The sequence below is a fragment of the Ferdinandcohnia sp. SAFN-114 genome, assembly GCF_059415045.1.
Genome location: NZ_JBPFDQ010000014.1, coordinates 13,706 through 33,104 on the forward strand (window position 1 = coordinate 13,706; position 19,399 = coordinate 33,104).

At 37.3% G+C, this 19,399-nt stretch carries 13 protein-coding genes and 1 riboswitch; of the genes, 11 read left to right on the forward strand and 2 right to left on the reverse strand.

What is annotated here, in order from left to right:
- Positions 1–7: 7 nt before the first annotated feature.
- The 7 genes from ACR65M_RS06465 (at position 8) to ACR65M_RS06495 (ending at position 12,757) form a co-directional block, all read left to right on the forward strand.
- Positions 8–187 carry a hypothetical protein gene (locus tag ACR65M_RS06465; protein WP_121445486.1) on the forward strand — a complete coding sequence of 60 codons (180 nt, stop codon included), beginning with the start codon at positions 8–10 and terminating at the stop codon, positions 185–187.
- A 12-nt stretch (positions 188–199) separates the two neighbouring features.
- Positions 200–1,231 carry a 3-oxoacyl-ACP synthase gene (locus ACR65M_RS06470; protein WP_440272916.1) on the forward strand — a complete coding sequence of 344 codons (1,032 nt, stop codon included), beginning with the start codon at positions 200–202 and terminating at the stop codon, positions 1,229–1,231.
- Positions 1,213–2,124 carry an intracellular short-chain-length polyhydroxyalkanoate depolymerase gene (gene phaZ / locus ACR65M_RS06475; protein WP_440272896.1) on the forward strand — a complete coding sequence of 304 codons (912 nt, stop codon included), beginning with the start codon at positions 1,213–1,215 and terminating at the stop codon, positions 2,122–2,124. Before ACR65M_RS06470 ends, phaZ begins: the two co-directional genes overlap by 19 nt.
- Positions 2,121–2,858 (forward strand): 3-oxoacyl-ACP reductase FabG, encoded by a 738-nt coding sequence (gene fabG / locus ACR65M_RS06480; RefSeq protein WP_440272897.1) that lies wholly within the window; start codon positions 2,121–2,123, stop codon positions 2,856–2,858. The genes phaZ and fabG overlap by 4 nt, the downstream gene beginning before the upstream one ends.
- Positions 2,859–3,404: 546 nt before the next feature.
- Positions 3,405–4,907 (forward strand): acyl-CoA synthetase, encoded by a 1,503-nt coding sequence (locus ACR65M_RS06485; RefSeq protein ID WP_121445483.1) that lies wholly within the window; start codon positions 3,405–3,407, stop codon positions 4,905–4,907.
- Positions 4,908–5,194: 287 nt separating this feature from the next.
- Positions 5,195–12,079: a 5'-nucleotidase C-terminal domain-containing protein gene (locus ACR65M_RS06490; protein ID WP_440272898.1), complete on the forward strand. Its 6,885-nt coding sequence runs from the start codon at positions 5,195–5,197 to the stop codon at positions 12,077–12,079.
- Positions 12,080–12,217: 138 nt separating this feature from the next.
- Positions 12,218–12,757 carry a GNAT family N-acetyltransferase gene (locus ACR65M_RS06495; protein ID WP_121445482.1) on the forward strand — a complete coding sequence of 180 codons (540 nt, stop codon included), beginning with the start codon at positions 12,218–12,220 and terminating at the stop codon, positions 12,755–12,757.
- 34 nt (positions 12,758–12,791) lie between these two features.
- Here the strand turns inward: ACR65M_RS06495 and ACR65M_RS06500 are convergent, their stop codons facing one another.
- Positions 12,792–13,202 (reverse strand): VOC family protein, encoded by a 411-nt coding sequence (locus ACR65M_RS06500; RefSeq protein WP_121445481.1) that lies wholly within the window; start codon positions 13,200–13,202, stop codon positions 12,792–12,794.
- A gap of 158 nt (positions 13,203–13,360) precedes the next feature.
- On the opposite strand from ACR65M_RS06500, the gene ACR65M_RS06505 reads away from it, so the two are divergent.
- From ACR65M_RS06505 to ACR65M_RS06520, 4 genes are all read left to right on the forward strand, one after another.
- Positions 13,361–13,870 (forward strand): GNAT family N-acetyltransferase, encoded by a 510-nt coding sequence (locus ACR65M_RS06505; protein WP_121445480.1) that lies wholly within the window; start codon positions 13,361–13,363, stop codon positions 13,868–13,870.
- 97 nt (positions 13,871–13,967) lie between these two features.
- Positions 13,968–14,165: riboswitch (cobalamin riboswitch) on the forward strand.
- A gap of 143 nt (positions 14,166–14,308) precedes the next feature.
- Positions 14,309–16,597 carry a ribonucleoside-diphosphate reductase subunit alpha gene (locus tag ACR65M_RS06510; protein WP_440272899.1) on the forward strand — a complete coding sequence of 763 codons (2,289 nt, stop codon included), beginning with the start codon at positions 14,309–14,311 and terminating at the stop codon, positions 16,595–16,597.
- A gap of 14 nt (positions 16,598–16,611) precedes the next feature.
- Positions 16,612–17,655 carry a ribonucleotide-diphosphate reductase subunit beta gene (locus tag ACR65M_RS06515; protein WP_341332406.1) on the forward strand — a complete coding sequence of 348 codons (1,044 nt, stop codon included), beginning with the start codon at positions 16,612–16,614 and terminating at the stop codon, positions 17,653–17,655.
- 2 nt (positions 17,656–17,657) lie between these two features.
- The gene (locus ACR65M_RS06520; RefSeq protein WP_440272900.1) at positions 17,658–18,113 is read left to right on the forward strand and encodes a flavodoxin domain-containing protein; all 456 of its coding nucleotides are present in this window, start codon (positions 17,658–17,660) and stop codon (positions 18,111–18,113) included.
- Here the strand turns inward: ACR65M_RS06520 and ACR65M_RS06525 are convergent.
- The gene (locus ACR65M_RS06525) at positions 18,110–19,261 is read right to left on the reverse strand and encodes an MFS transporter (protein ID WP_440272901.1); all 1,152 of its coding nucleotides are present in this window, start codon (positions 19,259–19,261) and stop codon (positions 18,110–18,112) included. The genes ACR65M_RS06520 and ACR65M_RS06525 overlap by 4 nt on opposite strands.
- Positions 19,262–19,399: the final 138 nt, after the last annotated feature.

A 19,399-nucleotide genomic window follows, 5' to 3' on the forward strand; every position in this document is an offset into this window, starting at 1 on the left:
GAGGGTCATGAATGATAATCAAACCATAACTTCATTCGTTGTCCGTTGTGCCTTAATTCATGTAGATAGTGAGACAATGAAAAAGCAATGGCGGATAAAGGTAAGCCATGTTCAAGGGGAAGATGAAGTAGTTGTTACCGATTTAGATGATGCTGTTCAGTACATGAAACGTGTAATAGAGGAGTGACTCACATTGACTTTGCAATCAGTTGGAATTATAAGTACAGGAACTTATATTCCGAAGGATTTTCTAACTGGAGAAGACATTTCAAAAAGGAGCGGGATACCAAAGGAAATTGTTGAAAAGAAACTGGGCATATTGAAAAAGCCAATTCCCGGTCCTGATGACCATACGTGTGAAATGGGAATAATTGCAGCAAGAGAAGCTATAAACAAAGCCAAAATCAGTCCACTGGATATCGATTTAATCATTTATATTGGTGAGGAACATAAGGAATATCCCTTGTGGACAGCTGCAATTAAAATGCAACAAGAGCTTGGTGCTGTTAATGCATGGGGATTTGATGTTGCGATGCGCTGTGGTACGACAATCATGGCTTTAAAAGTGGCTAAGAATATGATGAGATCGGATGATTCTATTAAAACGGTTTTACTTGCAGGTGGATATCGCAATGTAGATTTCATTGATTACGAGAATCCGAGAACTCGTTTTATGTATAATTTAGGAGCTGGTGGAGGTGCAATTCTTTTACAAAGAGGTGTACAAAATAATCACGTCCTTGAAAGTCATCTTATTACAGATGGCACATTTTCTGAGGATGTTGTCGTTGTAGCAGGGGGGACAAAAAATCCAATCACAAAAGAGGCGCTTGAGCAAAAATTAAACATGCTCGATGTCCTTGACCCAGAGGGGATGAAGCAGCGGCTTGAAGAAAAGTCCATGCAAAACTTTCTTAAAGTTATTCGAACTGCGTTAGAAAAAAGTGGATATACAGAGAAAGATATTGATTATTTAGGTATACTTCACATGAAGAAATCAGCCCATGATTACGTGTTAAAGGAATTAGGCCTATCTGAGGAGCGATCAATCTATCTAAATGAGTATGGGCACATCGGTCAAATAGATCAAATTCTTTCTTTGGAAATAGCGGAAAAAAAAGGTAAAATAAAAGAAGGAGATCTTGTTGTGTTAGTGAGTGCAGGAATTGGATATGCGTGGGGGGCCACGGCAATAAAATGGGGGGATTGTTCATGCCAGCTATCGAACTGAAAACTGTCAATCTAGCAAATGGAGAAACGTTAGGATATCGGGAACGTGAGGGTGGCGAAAAGGTTCTTTTACTTATACATGGTAACATGACTTCGTCAAAGCACTGGGATATATTAATTGATAAAATTGATAACGATTACAAATTTATCGCTGTTGATATGAGAGGATTTGGAATATCCTCATATAACAAGCCCATACAATCGATAAAGGACTTTTCTGATGATATCAAATTATTTGTTGATGAATTAGGCTTATCAGATTTTATCATTGCTGGTTGGTCAACTGGTGGTACTGTAGGAATGCAGTTTGTAGCAGATTATCCAGGATATTGTAATAAGTTGATATTAGTGGAGTCCGTCTCAACAAGAGGTATTGCGCTTTATGAGGTTAATTCAGAGGGGAAAGAGGATTATTCAAAGAGGCTTAAAACTTATGAGGATATCTTAAAGGATCCACTTAGAATTATTCCGATTCAAAATGCGTATGACACTAGAAATAAAGAAGTATTAAAATTGATTTGGAATGCTTTAATTTATACCCATAACTTGCCTGATGAGAATCATTATGACGAATATTTAGACGATATGTTAACACAAAGAAATCTAGCTGAAGTCTATTATTCATTAAATAAATATAATATCAGTGAATATCATAACGGATTGGTTGAGGGAAACGGTCTTGTGAAAAAGATTAAAATCCCAGTCTTAATTTTACGTGGTGATAGAGACCTGGTGATTACAGATAAAATGACAAAAGAAATAGTTGAGGATTTAGGTGAAGTAGGAACATTTATTGAATTAGCAGACTGTGGACATTCTCCGTTAATTGATAACCTAGATTTGTTATTAAAACATATACATGAATTTATCGAACAAAAGGAGCCTGCAAAATGAGATTAAAGGATAAGGTAGCAATCATCACAGGAGCGGCAAATGGACTTGGGCTAGAAGCAGCTATTACATTTGTACGCGAGGGTGCGAAGGTTGCTTTAACAGATTATGATACAACGGGGGTTGAAAGAGCAAAAGAACTGAAGGAACAAGGTGCAGATGTAGAGTTTTTTCAGGTCGATGTTGCAGATAGAAACAGCGTCGATCAAATGGTCGCTGCTGTAATGGAGCGATTTGGTAAGATTGATATTTTAATAAACAATGCGGGAATTACTCGCGATGCAATGCTGACAAAGCTTTCTCAGGAGGACTTTCAAAAGGTTATTGATGTGAACTTAACGGGCGTTTTCAATTGCACACAAGCAGTGGTTCCACATCTGATTGCAAATGGTAAAGGAAAAATTGTCTCCGCTTCTTCTGTAACGGGTGTATACGGTAATGTTGGGCAAACAAATTATGCAGCATCCAAGGCCGCGGTAGTAGGGATGACAAAAACCTGGGCAAAAGAACTTGGCAGAAAAGGAATCAACGTCAATGCAGTTGTACCCGGATTTATTGAAACAGGAATGGTGGCAACCGTGCCTGAAAAAGTTATCAATCAATTAAAGCAAATGATTCCACTTCAAAAACTGGGGAAACCATCGGATATCGCCAATGCGTATTTATTTTTATCCTCCGATGAAGCCGATTATGTGAACGGTACAACCTTGCATGTTGATGGTGGGATTATGATGTAAGTTGTAAATTAGGGGCTTGTTAGCCCCTAATTTTTTTTGTAAGTGAAAGATACTTGTTGGAATAAGGACGAATAGAGAGCTGCGGAACGGAGAAGTTCATGGATAGTTGGTTGAATAGAAAACATTGATCATAGTCAAATCAGAGAAGAATGTTGAAAGAAATGTCTCTGAAAGCCTCGCTCACGGACAAATCAGAGAGGAATGTTGAAAGAAATGTCTCTGAGAGCCTTGTTCACGGTCAAATCAAAGGGAATAATCGAATGAATGTCCCTGTAACCCCTTTCCTTTAAGGAATCTACAAAATGGTAAGGTCTTTTTCAGAAAAAGCGTCTTATTCAATAATAAACATAACAAGCTGGTAACTCATCCGTTAATGAAGCCCACACCGAAAGTGAATTTCTCAAACCAAGCGAACAACCCGAAGAAAAATAACCAAATTGGACTTTCTATTTAAACCTAAACTCTTCACTATCCTCATGTAACTTCTATGTAACTCCTGTCTTCTATAGTAAGAATAGAATTAAGAAGACGTAAGGAGAGATAGTTGTGAGGTGGGAACTGGATTGGATTGCAAATCGGGCTCGACTATCACCTGATTCGATTGCTGTCGTGGATGGAGAAACTGGCAGCCGATTTACCTTTCAGGAACTAAATAAACGTGCGGAAAGTATCGCTTGCTTTTTTAGAACAATTGGAATCAAGAAGGGAGATCGTGTAGCACTACTATCTCCGAATGATGTCAGTTATTTCGATTTGTTATTTGCATGTGGAAAAATTGGGGCAATCTTTGTACCGCTAAATTGGCGCTTATCAAGTGAAGAGATCAAGTATATACTTTCAAATTCGTCACCAAAACTGGTTGCATTTTCAAGCCAATTTGAGGAATTATTACAAGGACATAAAACTAGGAAAAACATAAAAATTGATTCTGAGGAGTATCATCGGATTTTCAATGTAGTTAGTACTTTGATTGACCAAGAGGAGTGCATTCTAGAAGAAGATCCATTGGCGATTATTTATACAGGTGGAACAACAGGAAAACCAAAAGGAGTTGTCCTTTCTCATCAATCTATTTTGTGGAACGGGATAAATACAATTGTGAGCTGGAATTTGTCAGCAGAAGATGTGACATTAACATATATGCCAATGTTCCATACAGGAGGTCTTAATGCGTTATCCATTCCAATTTTAATGATGGGAGGCAAGGTTGTAATTGCAAAAAACTTTGAGCCCAAACGCGCCATTCAAATTATTAATCAAGAAGGATGTACAATCGTTTTACTCGTTCCAACGATGTATCATATGATGGTGAACACCCCTTCCTTCAAACATGTGACATTTCCAACCATGCATACTTTTCTATCGGGAGGTGCGCCATGCCCACTTGAAATTTATCAGGCATTTGAAGAGAAGGGATTATCTTTTAAAGAAGGCTATGGTTTAACAGAGGCAGGGCCAAATAATTTCTTTATTGATCCAAAAATATCAAGGTTTCGAAGAGGGTCTGTTGGAAAGGCCATGTTTTTCAATGAAGTGAAGATTATGACAGCTGAAGGACATGTGGCAAAGGCTGGTGAAGTTGGAGAGCTTTTGATTCGTGGAAAACATTTATTCCATCATTACTGGAATAATCCAGATGCAACAAAGGAAGTCTACAATGACGGTTGGTTGCACACAGGGGATTTAGCGAGATGTGATGCTGAAGGCTATCACTATATTGTGGGCCGCAAGAAAGAAATGATTATCACAGGGGGAGAAAATGTATACCCACTTGAGGTTGAACAGTGCATCAGTAAACACCCAGCAATTAACGAGGTTGCTGTTATTGGTGTACCCCATCAAAAATGGGGAGAGATGGTGATTGCTGTGCTCTCTTTAATGCCAGAACAACACGTTTCAAAGACTGAATTGACAGTGTTCTGTCAAGAAAAGATAGGTAAATATAAGGTGCCAAAAGAGTTTATCTTTGTAGAGGAGATTCCTAAAACACATGTTGGAAAAATTGATAAAAACCATTTGCAAAAGACATATAAAAATATAGTTGGTTAATGAAAAATAAGATTCGAGTTAACCATGTGCATTCAACTTATCAGAGGACTATATGTATTAAAAAAACGACTACTATTTTCATTTGTAGTCGTTTTTGTGTTGTATGAATATCTAGGGTAATTACATTAACATTAGACTACGACTATTTACCTATTGTTCGTGTATTATGCAAATATTTTGTAATACTTTTGTTTAATTTTCGTAAATTTTATTGACCAAATACCCCTTTCCCAGTATTCTGTAGGCGTACCATATTCTACTAATTTACTAAGTGAGGGGAGAAAACTGTGAAAAAAGGCATAGTGAGAAAATTACTGTCATTATTATTCGTTTTTAGTTTAATAGTGCCTACTACTCTATTAAACTTTGCTCCTGTTGTAAGTGCAGCAGAAGCAACTGTGGAACAAACATCCTATAAAACTGTAGCAGATGCAATTGCAAATAATACTGGCAAAGCTACAGTACAAGGATATATTGTTGGCACTGCTAAGAGTGGAACAAGCTACGACCAAGTTAGTCCATTCGATATTAATACAAATCTTGGTTTAGCTGATGATCCAAACGAAACGGATCCTGCTAAGATTTTACCTGTACAGTTACCAAAAGGTGATGTTCGAACAGGATTAAACTTAGTAGATCATCCAGAAAATTTTCAAAGAAAAGTGGCGATTACAGGGAGCCTAGAAGCATATTTTAGCGTTCCGGGTTTAAAAAGCGCAACTTCTTATGAACTTGAGGAGGATACAAATCCTGGTGAACCACAACCAGAACCAGAACAACCAACCGTAATTACAATTGCTGAAGCACGCACCCAAAGTACTGGTCAAGCAGCAATCAAAGGTACAGTAACTGCATTATTAAAAAATACAATTCATATTCAAGATGAAACAGCTGCAATTGCAGTTCGTCCAACCTCGTTAGATGTTCAACTTGGTGATGAAATTACTGTGAGTGGTTCATTACAAGAGTACAGAGGACTGTTACAATTAGATTCTGCAAAATTAATTGAAAAAACAGAAGATAAAGGTGTACCATCCCCAGTTGAATTAGCAGGAGCTAAAATTAATGAAGAAAACGAATCTAAATTAGCCCTCGTAAAAAATGTAGAATTAATCGATGTGAATAAAGGTAGTGGCTGGGCAAATTTCACAGCTAAAGCCGAAGATGGTACAGAATTTTTAATTCGTGATGAAAATGGTACTTTAGAGTTATCTATTGGAACTACTTACGAATCGATCACAGGTATTGTTCAACAATTTGACCAAGATTATCAAATCATTCCTCGAGGACAAGCAGATATCGTAGTAGATTCATCAAAAGTTCAGCCAGTGTATGCATCTCAACCATCGGGTACAATTTCTGCGGGGACTCAAGTAACATTAACTACTTCAACTTCAGGTGCAGAAATTTACTATACAACAGACGGTTCTGATCCAACTGTTGAAAATGGTAAAAAATATAGTGAACCAATTACAGTTAATGAAGATGTGATTATTAAAGCTATTGCTGTAAAAGAAGGTTTAACAACAAGTGAAGTAACAGAATTTACTTATAACGTCTATAATGCAGCAGACATAAAAATACACGATATTCAAGGTGAATCACATACTTCACCGTTAGATGGTGTAGTGGTAAATGACGTCGAGGGTATCGTAACGTATATTTATAGTATTAAAGGCGGCAACTACTTTCATATGCAAACACCAGATGACCAAACCGATGACAATTCAAAGACATCTGAGGGTATTATCGTATACACAGGCAATAAAGCAGATGTAAAAGTAGGTAATTTAGTTCGTGTGACAGGTACAGTTGATGAATACCATATCGACGGTTATAGTGATGCAAACAAAACCGATTTAGCCGTAACACAAATCAATGCTAGAGATGACCGCGGTGGTGTTGTTACAATAATTGAGGAGAAGGTTGAATTACCTGAGCCGATAAAGATTGCAAGCGAAAACCTACCTACTCAAGTCATTGATAATGATAGTTTGGTAGAGTTTGATCCTGAAGAAGATGCAATTGATTTCTGGGAAAGTATAGAAGGAATGCTTGTTGAAGTTGGAACAGTTAAAGCTGTTGCACCTCAAGAGCATGGAGATTTAATTACTGTATTAGAAAATAGAATGACGGATACAATCCATGGTGGAGTATTACTAACAGAAGACAATGCAAATCCTGATCGTATCCAGTTCAAAATGTATGATAACAATGCTGCTAGAGATTTCGAGGTAGCAACAGGAGACAAATTTACTGGACCAATCACAGGTGTAGTAAACTACGGTTTCCAAAATTATAAGATTTATGTCGATTTAGAAGAAATGCAAGCAAAGCATGTTGAAGGTAATTCAGAACCTGAGACAACAACGATTGTTAAAGAAGACGATAAGCTTACCATTGCTTCTTATAATCTAGAAAACTTCTCAAATAATACGAAAGAAACATCGGATGATAAAGCTCGAAAATTAGCAAGAGCTTTTGTTCAAGACATGAAGAGTCCTGATATCATTGGGGTAACTGAGGTTCAAGATAACAATGGACAAAGTGCAGGAGATGCAGCCGCTAACGAAAGTTATGAGCGTTTAATTCAAGCCATTGTTGCTGCTGGCGGTCCTGAATATCAATATTTAAATATTGATCCAGTTAATAATCAAGATGGTGGCGCACCAAATGCAAACATCCGTGTTGGGTTCCTATACAGTCCAGAACGTGTTTCTTTACCAGAAGGGATTCCAGCCGGTGATGCAACAACAGCTGTTGGTTATGAAGATGGTAAATTAACTCATAACCCTGGACGAATTGATCCTACAAATACAGCATTTGAAAATAGTCGTAAACCATTAGCAGCACAATTTACCTTCAATGGTGAAGATGTAGTAGTTATTGTAAACCACTGGAACTCCAAATCTGGCGACACTCCATTGTTCGGTTCAACACAACCGCCGGTATATGGCAGTGAAGTCCAACGTAAACAAATTGCAAATATTGTTTATGACTTTATCGAGGAAATCAAAGTTGATAACCCGGATGCAAATATTGTATCAGTTGGTGATTTTAACGATTATCAATTCGCTGAGTCTCTAAAAATTCTTGAAGGCGACTTAATGACCAACATGATTAACCATGTTGAACAAAGTGATCGTTACACATATCTGTTCCAAGGTAATTCACAGGTCCTAGACCACATTGTGGTATCAAATAACTTAGTGCCTAGTACTGAAATTGACATTTTACACATTAATTCAGACTTTACAGATATGGCGGGGCGTGCGAGTGACCATGACCCGGTAATGGTTCAAGTTGACCTAAAAGAAAATTATGACTTAACGATCATGCACACAAATGATGTTCATGCTTCCTTAGACAACATGCCAAAAACGGTAACTGCAGTGAAGGAAATAAGAGTAGAAAATCCTGATTCGCTACTCCTTCATGCAGGGGATGCTTTTACAGGAACCTTGTATTTTAATGAGTTCCTAGGAAAAGCAGATTTAGCCATGATGAATTTAATGGACTTTGATGCAATGACCTTCGGTAACCACGAATTTGACTTAGGTTCTTCAAGTGAAGGACATCAAAAGTTAGTTGAATTTATCAAGGGAGCTCAGTTCCCATTTGTAAGTGCCAATGTTGATTTATCGAAGGATGCTAAATTTGATGGGATTTTCAATGATTCTATTGCAACTGATATTGATAATGGACAAATTTACAACGGAATCATCAAAGAAGTAAACGGTGAGAAAGTGGGTATTTTCGGATTAACAACTGAAGAAACTGTCGATATTTCAAGCCCAGGCTCCATCGCATTTGAAAACTATCTACAAGAAGCTGAAAAAGCCGTTAAAACCTTCGAAGAACAAGGTGTTAACAAGATTATTGCATTAACTCATATTGGTTATGACGACAATGCTGCGGTAGATAACGACTTAATCCTAGCTGAAAAAGTAGAAGGCATTGACGTTATTGTTGGTGGACATAGCCATACAGCATTGGCTGAACCAGTCATTGTTGCAAAAGATGAGACACCTACCGTAATCGTTCAAGCAGGTAATGCGAATAGTAACTTAGGTTTGCTTAACGTTGAATTCGATGAAAATGGAGTAATAGAGACACATAATGGTAAATTAATTGAAATTAAAGAGCAAGATCCTGACGAAGAAGCTCAGGCCGTATTAGCACCATTCAAGACAAAAGTTGAAGAGGTAGCTAATACAGAAATCGGGGTATCAACTCCTATTGAATTAGAAAACCCACGTACAAATGGTGATGATACAAAACTCAGTGTACGTAAAAATGAAACAATCTTAGGAAACTTAATTACAGATGGTATGCTTGAAAAAGCAAAATCAATTACTGGTAAAGATGTAATAATGGCTTTACAAAATGGCGGTGGTATCCGTGCTGCTATCGATGCTGGTCCAATCACAACGGGTGAAGTAATCACCGTTCTACCATTTGGTAATACGTTAGCTACAATGGATGTTACAGGTGTTGAATTAAAAGAGGCATTTGAAATCTCCGTGAGTAAGTATCCTGGAGAAAATGGTGGATTCTTACATCTTGCTGGCGGTAAAGTTAAGTTTGACTCTACTAAGCCAGAACATGATCGTGTGGTATCTGTATCATACCTGAACGAAAATGGTGAGTATGTAGAAGTACAAGACGATAAATTGTATACTATTGCAACTAATGCCTTCACAGCTAAAGGTGGTGACGGTTATGACATATTTGCAAAAGCATATGAAGAAGGTCGCGTAACTGACCTAGGACTTTCTGATTGGGAGAACTTCCGTGACCATTTAGTAAGTCTTGGTAGCGAGGGAATTCCAACTGAGGTTGAAGGCAGAATCGTTGATGTAGAAGGTCAATTTAAATTAAAGGTAATGCATACTAACGATACACATGCTTCTTTAGACAACATGCCTAAAACGGTAACTGCAGTGAAAGAGCAAAGAGTTAAAGATTCGAGTGCACTACTTCTTCATGCTGGGGATGCATTTACAGGAACCTTATATTTTAATGAGTTCCTAGGAAAAGCAGATTTAGCTATGATGAATTTAATGGGCTTTGATGCAATGACCTTTGGTAACCACGAATTTGACTTAGGTTCTTCAAATGAAGGACATCAAAAATTAGTTGAATTTATTAAGGGAGCTCAGTTCCCATTTGTAAGTGCCAATGTTGATTTCTCGAAGGATGCAAACTTCGATGGAATTTTCAATGATTCTATCGCATCAGATATTAATAATGGACAAATTTACAATGGAATCATCAAAGAAGTAAACGGTGAGAAAGTGGGTATTTTCGGATTAACAACTGAAGAAACTGTCGACATTTCAAGCCCAGGCTCCATCGCATTTGAAAACTATCTACAAGAAGCAGAAAATGCTGTTGAAGCTTTTGAAGCAGTAGGTGTTAACAAGATTATTGCATTAACACATATTGGTTATGATGATAATGCTGCCGTAGATAACGACTTAATCTTAGCTGAACAAGTAGAAGGCATTGACGTCATTGTAGGTGGGCATAGTCATACAGCTTTGGATGTCCCATCTGTTGTTGCGAAAGATGATACACCTACTGTAATCGTTCAAACAGGTAATGCGAATAGTAACCTAGGCGTCCTAGATATAGTATTTAATGAAAATGGTGTAGTAATTGAACATGCGGGGGAATTAATTTCAATCGGTGATCAAGAGGCTGATCCCAAAGCAGCAGAAGTGTTAGCACCATTCAAAGAACAAGTGGACAAAGTAGCACAAGAGGAAATCGGAGTATCAACCCCTATAGAATTAGCAAACCCACGTACAAATGGTGACAATACAAAACCAAGTGTACGTAAAAACGAAACAATCTTAGGAAACTTAATTACAGATGGAATGCTTAAAAAAGCAAAGGAATTTACTGGAAAGAATGTAGTGATGGCTTTACAAAATGGCGGTGGCATTCGTGCAGCAATAAATGAAGGACCAATCACAGTAGGTGAAGTAATCACAGTTCTTCCATTTGGTAACACGTTAGCTACGATGGAAGTAACAGGTGCTGAGCTGAAAGCTGCATTTGAAATTTCTTTAAGCAAGTATCCGGGAGAGAATGGCGGCTTTTTACATGTTGCTGGAGGAAAGGTAGAATTCGATTCTACAAAACCAGCAGGCGAACGTGTAGTTGAAGTTTACATTGAAGATGCTAAAGGAAACCTTGTAGCAGTTGATGAAAATACAACATATATCGTAGCAACCAATGCATTCACAGCTAAAGGTGGAGATGGTTATGATGTATTTGCAAAAGCATACGAAGAAGGCCGTGTAACAGATTTAGGACTTTCTGATTGGGAAAACTTCCGTGATCATTTAGTAAGCATTGGCAGCGAGGGAATCCCAACTGAGGTTGAAGGTAGAATCATTGATATTACTTCAACACCAGGTGAAACAGAACCGGAAGGACCTCAAATTATTGTTGTTAATCCGGATGTCGAAAGAGGAAATAAATATGTAGTAACAGCAGATGATTTGGGAGATCTAAAAGATGGCGCTATTGTTAGAGTTGAAGTCCCTGCTAAGAAAAATACAATTTTTGTATCATTAAGCTCTGAGGCCATTGCGAAACTTAAAGCAGTAAATGCAACATTAGTCATTTCAAATGGCGTGGTTGACCTTCAAATTCCTTCTTCTATCTTACCTGATAGTGAAACGGAAATTAAAGTACAGAAGGACAACCGTAAGGATGCTATAGTTGCCTATGATTTTACAATCAAATCTGAGGGCAAGGGCTATCACAAGTTTAACGAAAAAGTCACAATGACTTTTTCGGTTGACCCTAAAACGGTGGATGATCCTAAAAAAGTGAAGGTCTTCTATTGGAATCCAGAAAGTAAGAAATGGGAATTGGTGGGTGGCGACTTTAAAGATGGTAAAATTACAGCCACTACCGATCACTTCAGTACATTTGGTGTACTAGAGGTTAAGGATTCTAAGGAAACTCCAGAAACTGATGAAAAAGATAATAATACGAATGACTCAACGACAACAGAATCTGGTGGTAAGAATGCCAATGGTGGCAAAAAGCTTCCGATTACAGCAACGAATTCCGCTAACTTGTTAGTTATCGGTCTTGTGTTAATCCTTATAGCTGTTGGTATCCTCTATGTAAACAGAAGAAAAACAGCTTAATAGACTGTCAACAATCTAGTAAAGAGAGAAAAACATAGTGTTTTCTCTCTTTTTTTTAATGACCTAATAAATATTACTAAAGGATTTTTACAATAATTGTTGAATTACTTTCTTAGTAAAAATAAGGGAGTTATTCGAATGATTACGTACAATTTGTTAAGAGGAAAAAAGGTACAGCTTGTTAGAATTAAAGAAGAAGATGTTCCGACCATTGTAAGTTGGTATGAGGATCAGGAATTTCTTAGAAATCTAGACACTTTACCATCCTTTCCTAAACATCCTTCTGCTTTTAAAGAGTGGGTTGAGCAGAAAAACGAGAAAGAGTTTGTATTTGGGATTAAAGAATTGGAGACTAAGGAATTAGTTGGATTTGTGGACATCGACAGCATTATTTGGCCACATCGAAATGCTTGGCTTGCAATCGCAATTGGTGGAGAAGGAAACCGTAATCGAGGGCTTGGGTATGAAGCCATGCAACTCGTGTTGGATTTTGCTTTCAAAGAGTTAAATCTTCATAGAATCCAATTAACCGTTTTTCAGTACAATGAGAGGGCCATCGCCTTATATGAAAAGTTGGGATTTGTTAGAGAAGGCACCTCAAGAGAATTTCTAGAGCGTGACGGGAAGCGATTTGATATGTACTCCTATGGTTTGCTAAAACATGAATGGAAGAAATAAAAAATAATTCCCCTAGATGCTAGGGGAATTTAATTTATTTCATTTCATAGTTTAAGTCCCAAATAATCCCGAATTGGTCCTTTACTTTTGCATATTTTGCACCCCAAAAGGTATCCTGTAATTCCATGAACACAGTTCCTTTTTGCTTTAGGTCATTGTAGGTTTTCGTAATTTCCTCTTCACTTTCAAATTCCAAAACTAAAGAGATATTGTTTCCAAAGGTTACACTTTGGTCGGGAGAGTCATCTGATACCATTAGTAAGAGTTCGTTCTTTTTGAACTTACCATGAATAAGTCGGTCATTAGCCCAGTCCTGAGTTTCATAGCCTGCCTGAGCATATGTTTGAACATCCAATATTTCGCCCTCAAATATTTCCTGATAATATTCCAAGGCTTCTTTCGCATTCCCATTAAACATTAAATAAGGTGTCGCTTGTCCTTTCATTCACAAAACACTCCTTTTTAATATCAGCAAGTTGCCCTACACTATGTTTTCTATTTACTAAAGAAATCATACACGATTGTATATTTTTTCCTCATGTACCATTATATTTAAATAAAATACAAAACACAAGAACAAATGTTCTTTTTCGGAGGTGCGATATGTTTATCAGAAGACTTTTGCCAGAGGATGCTGAAAGCTATTTTAGGTTGCGATTAAAAGCACTAACAACTGACCCTGATGCATTTTTAGTTACGTATGATGAAGCAAAAAATAATGATAACCCAATAGGAGAGTACAAGAAAAGTTTTCAATCTGAAGAAATAATAACGCTTGGGGCATTCGAAGGTGAACATTTAGTGGGGATGGTAACCTTAGTCAGGGAAACACGTCGAAAAATAAGACATAGGGCTACTATTGTGGCGATGTATGTTGATGATGAAAAAAGAGGTAAGGGAATTGCAAATGCATTGCTAAATGAAGCTATTAAAATGGCAGTAAATCTCCCTGAAATCGAGCAGATATATTTAACAGTAGATGCAGAGAATAAACCAGCTAAAGAATTGTACAAAAAACTAGGTTTTCAATCATTTGCTGTTGATAAAAGGGCCATTAAATACAACGGCCAATATCGGGATGAAGAGCTCATGGTATTATTTCTCGAGAAATAATTGTCAATTTTTGTCTTGCTAAAATAATAGGTGTCCCGTATTATTAAATGTGATAGTATATATTGATAGAATTTGAATGTTAACAACTACATATTGTGTTTAGCCTTGGGAAAAAGATGCCATTTGTGCTTAAAAGGGAATCTGGTGAAAGTCCAGAACTGCCCCCGCAACTGTAAATGCTGACGAAATGAACAGACCACTGTATAAGATAACTTAAATAAAGGTACTTATATGGGAAGGGTTCAAAGTAGAGCGACGCATGAGTCAGGAGACCTGTCTTTTCTTAAGATGTTTCACCTTCTTCGGGGATTGGGAAGATGAAACGGTGGCGACAGGTAGAGCAACTCTTGTGCTCTCTTGATGTTATCGTTTCATCCGCTCAATTGAATTGGGCGGATTTTTTATTTTAACGAATAATTTGTTAAGGGAGAGAAATAGATGAATATTACAACTCAAGGGGAATTGGATTCCATATTACACTCGCTTGAATATGCAGAAAGTACCTACCAACTTGACACTACCGAAATTCGAAACAAACTGCAGGAAATAAAATTTAATACAGTTGAAGCGAACCAGCATGCACTTTTTTATTCCTTAAACAAAATTGCCATGGATCAGCCCAACTGGACATATTTAGCGGCTAATCTCTATTTAAATGAACTGTATGAAAAAGCTGCAACGAATCGAAATTACAACAGTGCTCTAAAATACGGCAGTTTGTATGAGTTGCTACAGGAACTTACATCAAAAGGAATATATTCTGATGAATTATTAAACTCATATTCTAAGGAGGAGATACTTGAACTAGGAGAGGTAATTGATCCAGATAAAGATCATTTGTTTACATACATCGGTTTATTTTTATTAGCGGATCGGTATCTTGCAAGGGATTATGAACGAAATATTTACGAACTTCCACAGGAGCGATTCATGATAATTGCTATGACATTAATGGAGCATGAGGAAAGAGAGGTTCGACTTACTTATGTGAAAGAGGCCTATTGGGCATTAAGTAATTTATATATGACAGTCGCCACACCAACTCTATCAAATGCTGGTAAAAGCTTTGGCCAGTTGTCCTCTTGTTTCATTGATACTGTTGAGGACTCACTTGATGGAATCTATTTAAACAATTGGGATATTGCTAGATTATCAAAAGATGGTGGTGGAATTGGCGTATACTATGGCAAGGTTCGCGCGCTAGGATCTGACATAAAGAAATTCAAAGGAAATTCTTCCGGGATCGTTCCTTGGGTTCGCCTTATCAATGATACAGCAGTAAGTGTTGATCAATTAGGACAACGACAAGGAGCAATCGCAATCTATTTAGATCTCTTCCACAAAGATATTATGAATGGTTTTCTAGATTTAAAGACAAATAATGGAGATGAACGTCGGAAGGCTCACGACATCTTTACGGGGGTTTCCGTACCTGATTTGTTTATGGAAAAGCTGCAAGAGGTAGATGAAAATGGTAGAAGTATTGGGGAATGGCACACTTTTTGTCCACATGAAGTAAAGCAAATCATGGGCTGGAGAGATGGGCAAGGAAATCCGTTAGGACTCGAAGATTTTTACGATGAAGAGGATGAAAAATACTTCACTGAAAAATACTTAGAAGCTGTGAATCATCCACTTTTACCACGTAAATCGTATCGAGCGATGGATGTCATGGCAAGAATTATGATTGCTCAACTAGAAACAGGAACACCATATATGTTTTATCGTGACGAAGTAAATCGCCAGAATCCGAACAAGCATCTACTAGGAAAGGGAAGAACTTCGATTTTTTGTAGTAATTTATGTACAGAAATCGCGCAAAATATGTCAGCAACAGCGATTACGAAGGAGTATATCGACGATGAAGGAAATATTGTAATCATTCGAAAACCAGGTAATTTTGTGGTTTGTAATCTCTCATCTGTCAATCTACCAAGAGCTATTGGGGACGAAGTACTTGAACGTTTAATTCGAATTCAGGTTAGGATGCTTGATAATGTTGTCGATTTGAATACGATATCCGTTAAACAAGCTGATCTCACAAATAAGAAGTTTCGGGCGGTAGGCTTAGGTACATTTGGGTGGCATCATCTTTTAGCAGTAAAGGGAATTTACTGGGAATCAGATGAGGCTGTTCAATATGCTGATGAACTATATGAAGCAATTGCTTATCATGCGATCAAATCATCGATGGAGCTTGCAAAGGAAAAAGGAGCCTATAGTGAATGTAAAGGTTCTGAATGGGAAACCGGCACCTATTTTACCCGCAGAAAGTATTTGTCCGACAGATGGAATATGTTACGAGAAAATGTATCTAAACATGGAATACGCAATGGCTGGCTAATGGCTGTGGCGCCAAATTCATCGACAGCTAAAATCGGAGGTTCCACAGATGGAATTGACCCCATCTATGCGGCTGAATATGCGGAGGAAAAAAAGAATTTTAAGTTTAAAGTTACCGCACCTGATATCAATTATAAGACATATGAGTTTTATCGGAAAGCACGTCATGAGGTCGATCAGATTTGGAGCATTAGACAAAATGCTGCACGCCAACGTCATATCGACCAGGGAATTAGCTTCAACCTGTATGTAAGACATGACATTAAAGCAAAGGACCTTTTGCAGCTTCATTTAGAAGCATGGAGACATGGACTTAAGACAACATATTATGTGAGAAGCACGTCACAGGCAGAAATTGAAGAATGTGAACTATGCCATAGTTAAGGGGGAATAAGCTGATGAGTAGTCAGCCATTAACAAAAATAAAATTGTTTAATCCAGAGTTTCCGAATAAATCAACAGGAATCATTAATGGGGAAACTTCGGGAATATTGAATTGGAACGATATCGCGTATCCACAAATGTATACACTCTATCAAACCTTGCTTTCGAATTTTTGGAAAGCACAAGAAATCAATATGCAGGATGACATCAAACAATGGGACCAACTAAGTTCTATTGAAAAGGATGTGTTTTTACGAATCAACACGCAACTTGCATCATTAGATAGTTTGCAAACACCAACAATGAATCAGGTCATGGATTATGTGACGGATTCTAGTTTTAAAGCCATATTTGCAGTAATTTCGCAACAGGAAGCGGTCCATAATGAATCATATTCTTATATTCTGAGCTCGCTTGTACCATTTCAAGAACAAAATAAGCGTTTTAATCAGGCGAAAGAGGACCCAATTGTTCGAAAAAGAAATCAACTTATTCTAGAGGCTTACGAAGGTTTTAGGGAACAGCCAACTCCGGAAAACTTATTTAAGTTAGCGGTTAATTCGATTAATCTAGAAGGCATCTATTTTTATGCAGGTTTTGCCTTTTTCTATAATCTGGCAAGGCAACAAAAAATGCTTAAGACTAGTACGATGATTAGCTATATTCAAAGAGATGAAATGCAGCATGCCTATTTTATTGCGCAATTTGTTCGGATTCTCTTATCTGAGAACCCAGAATTGAATACTGAAGAAAATAAAGATTACGTTTATAAGTCAATTGGACAGGCAGTAGAGCTTGAAAAAGAGTGGGCACGCTATATCTTAAAAGACATTGATGGAATCGATTTACGTGAGTTTGAAGAGTATGTCGAGTATCTTGCGAACAAACGCTTCCGCCAACTAGGGTTTCAAAATATGTATGATGAAAAAGAAAACCCAATGCCATGGATTCAAGTATTTAGTGATGAGATGATGAATGACACCAAATCTGACTTCTTCGAGCAAAAATCACGAACCTATACAAAAGTATCCCAATCCAATGGATTTGATGAGCTATAAGAATGAAAGTCGCCATTGTTTATACATCAATCACAGGAAACACAGAGGAAGCAGGAGGAATCATCAACCATTATATGAGAAGGTATACAAGTGAGTGTTTTATCTATTCGGTAGAACAATTTCCTTTTTACGAATTAGAATCCTTTGATGTCGTCATCATCGGTACCTATACATGGGGGGATGGAGATATTCCTTTAGAAATGATTCAGCTTTACCGTGCTTTTGAGAACAATCATACAAAGGGTATAGTAACGGGTGTATTTGGTACTGGGGATCAATGCTATCCAAATTTTTGTGGGGCGGTTGATAAATTTCGCGATATGCTTTACGTACACTCAAATTTAGCAGCTACATTAAAAATTGAACTAATGCCACAGCAAATGGATGAACATCGATTTGAGCGCTTTGCCCAAGTTGTAACAGATCGAGTAAATAGTCAAAAGGGTATCACTGTTTAGTGGTACCCTTTTTCATAGGAAAATTTTAAACGTAAACCCATCGCAATGTTAAAAATAAATACTCCAATGAGCATCACTAGTAATATGGGAAAATCTAAAGTTGATGCAATGATTGGACCAAGGCTAGCGCCGGTTAATAATGTAAATGAATATAATGAAATAGCGGAACCACGTGCGTGTTCCCCCAACTTTCCTACAAGGGAAATGATTGAAGGGAAGAGCAAAGATATTGACGCAACAAAAGGTACGCTTAGAATTGCGATTAATCCAGGTGTTTGGGACATGAAAAGAAAAATAAGACTTTTGGTAGCTAGGATTAGTCCAATTAATAATGTTCTACGGTCTCCAAATCGTTGTACAAATTTTCCGGTAAATAGGGATAAAGATGCACCAATCAGTCCAATTGCCCTGATTTTGAATAATGTCTGTTCGTCGGCCCCATGTTGTTCATTTAAATATTGACCGATTCCATCATAGAACGCAACAAAGGATAGCAAAATTGAAAAAGTGATGAAATAGCATATGACTAATGCAGGGTTTCTTACAATTTTATAAAAGTCTTGTAAAAGGGATGCATCATCTTTTTTCGTAACTGGTAAACTGGGGTATATGAACAAACTACCAATAAAAAGAACAAGATAGATACCAGCAAAACAATAAAAAACATTCTCCCAACCATAAAAATATGTGATACTTGAGCTCATAAGCTGTCCGAGTATTCCGGCAATTAAAAAACCGCTATTAATAAGGGCTAGTACAAGGGTCTGATGTCGAACTGGAAATATTTCAAATGTGTAGGCAAACGCTACCGGTGCAAAGCTTCCAAGTGCAAACCCCTGTAAACCACGAAAAACATATAGACTTGCCTCGTTAAAAGAAAAACTAACTAACCCAGTCGTAACAATTGATAAGAATAAGCCATATACAATCACTTTTTTTCTGCCTACCCTTTCAGAAAGTGGACCAAAGGTTAGTAGCCCAATAGCATAGAAAAATGAAAAAATGCTTCCTCCAAGCACTGCTTTTTCAATCGAAATATGGATTGATTCTGAAATACTTTGATAAATTGGAATAAATGTGTAGATATTAGCCGCAACAAATAACCCCGTAATAATAAGCAAAAATGCTACAAGAAATAAATGCTTCAAGATAAACCACCACCCTTTTGTAAGATATGCCTTAACTGGATTCCTTGATATAAAAAAGAACATTTCTAGAATCTGGATGGTGTTACAATTCACTGTTCGACATTTTTTTTGATACAATTAGAGGATAAGAATGAAACG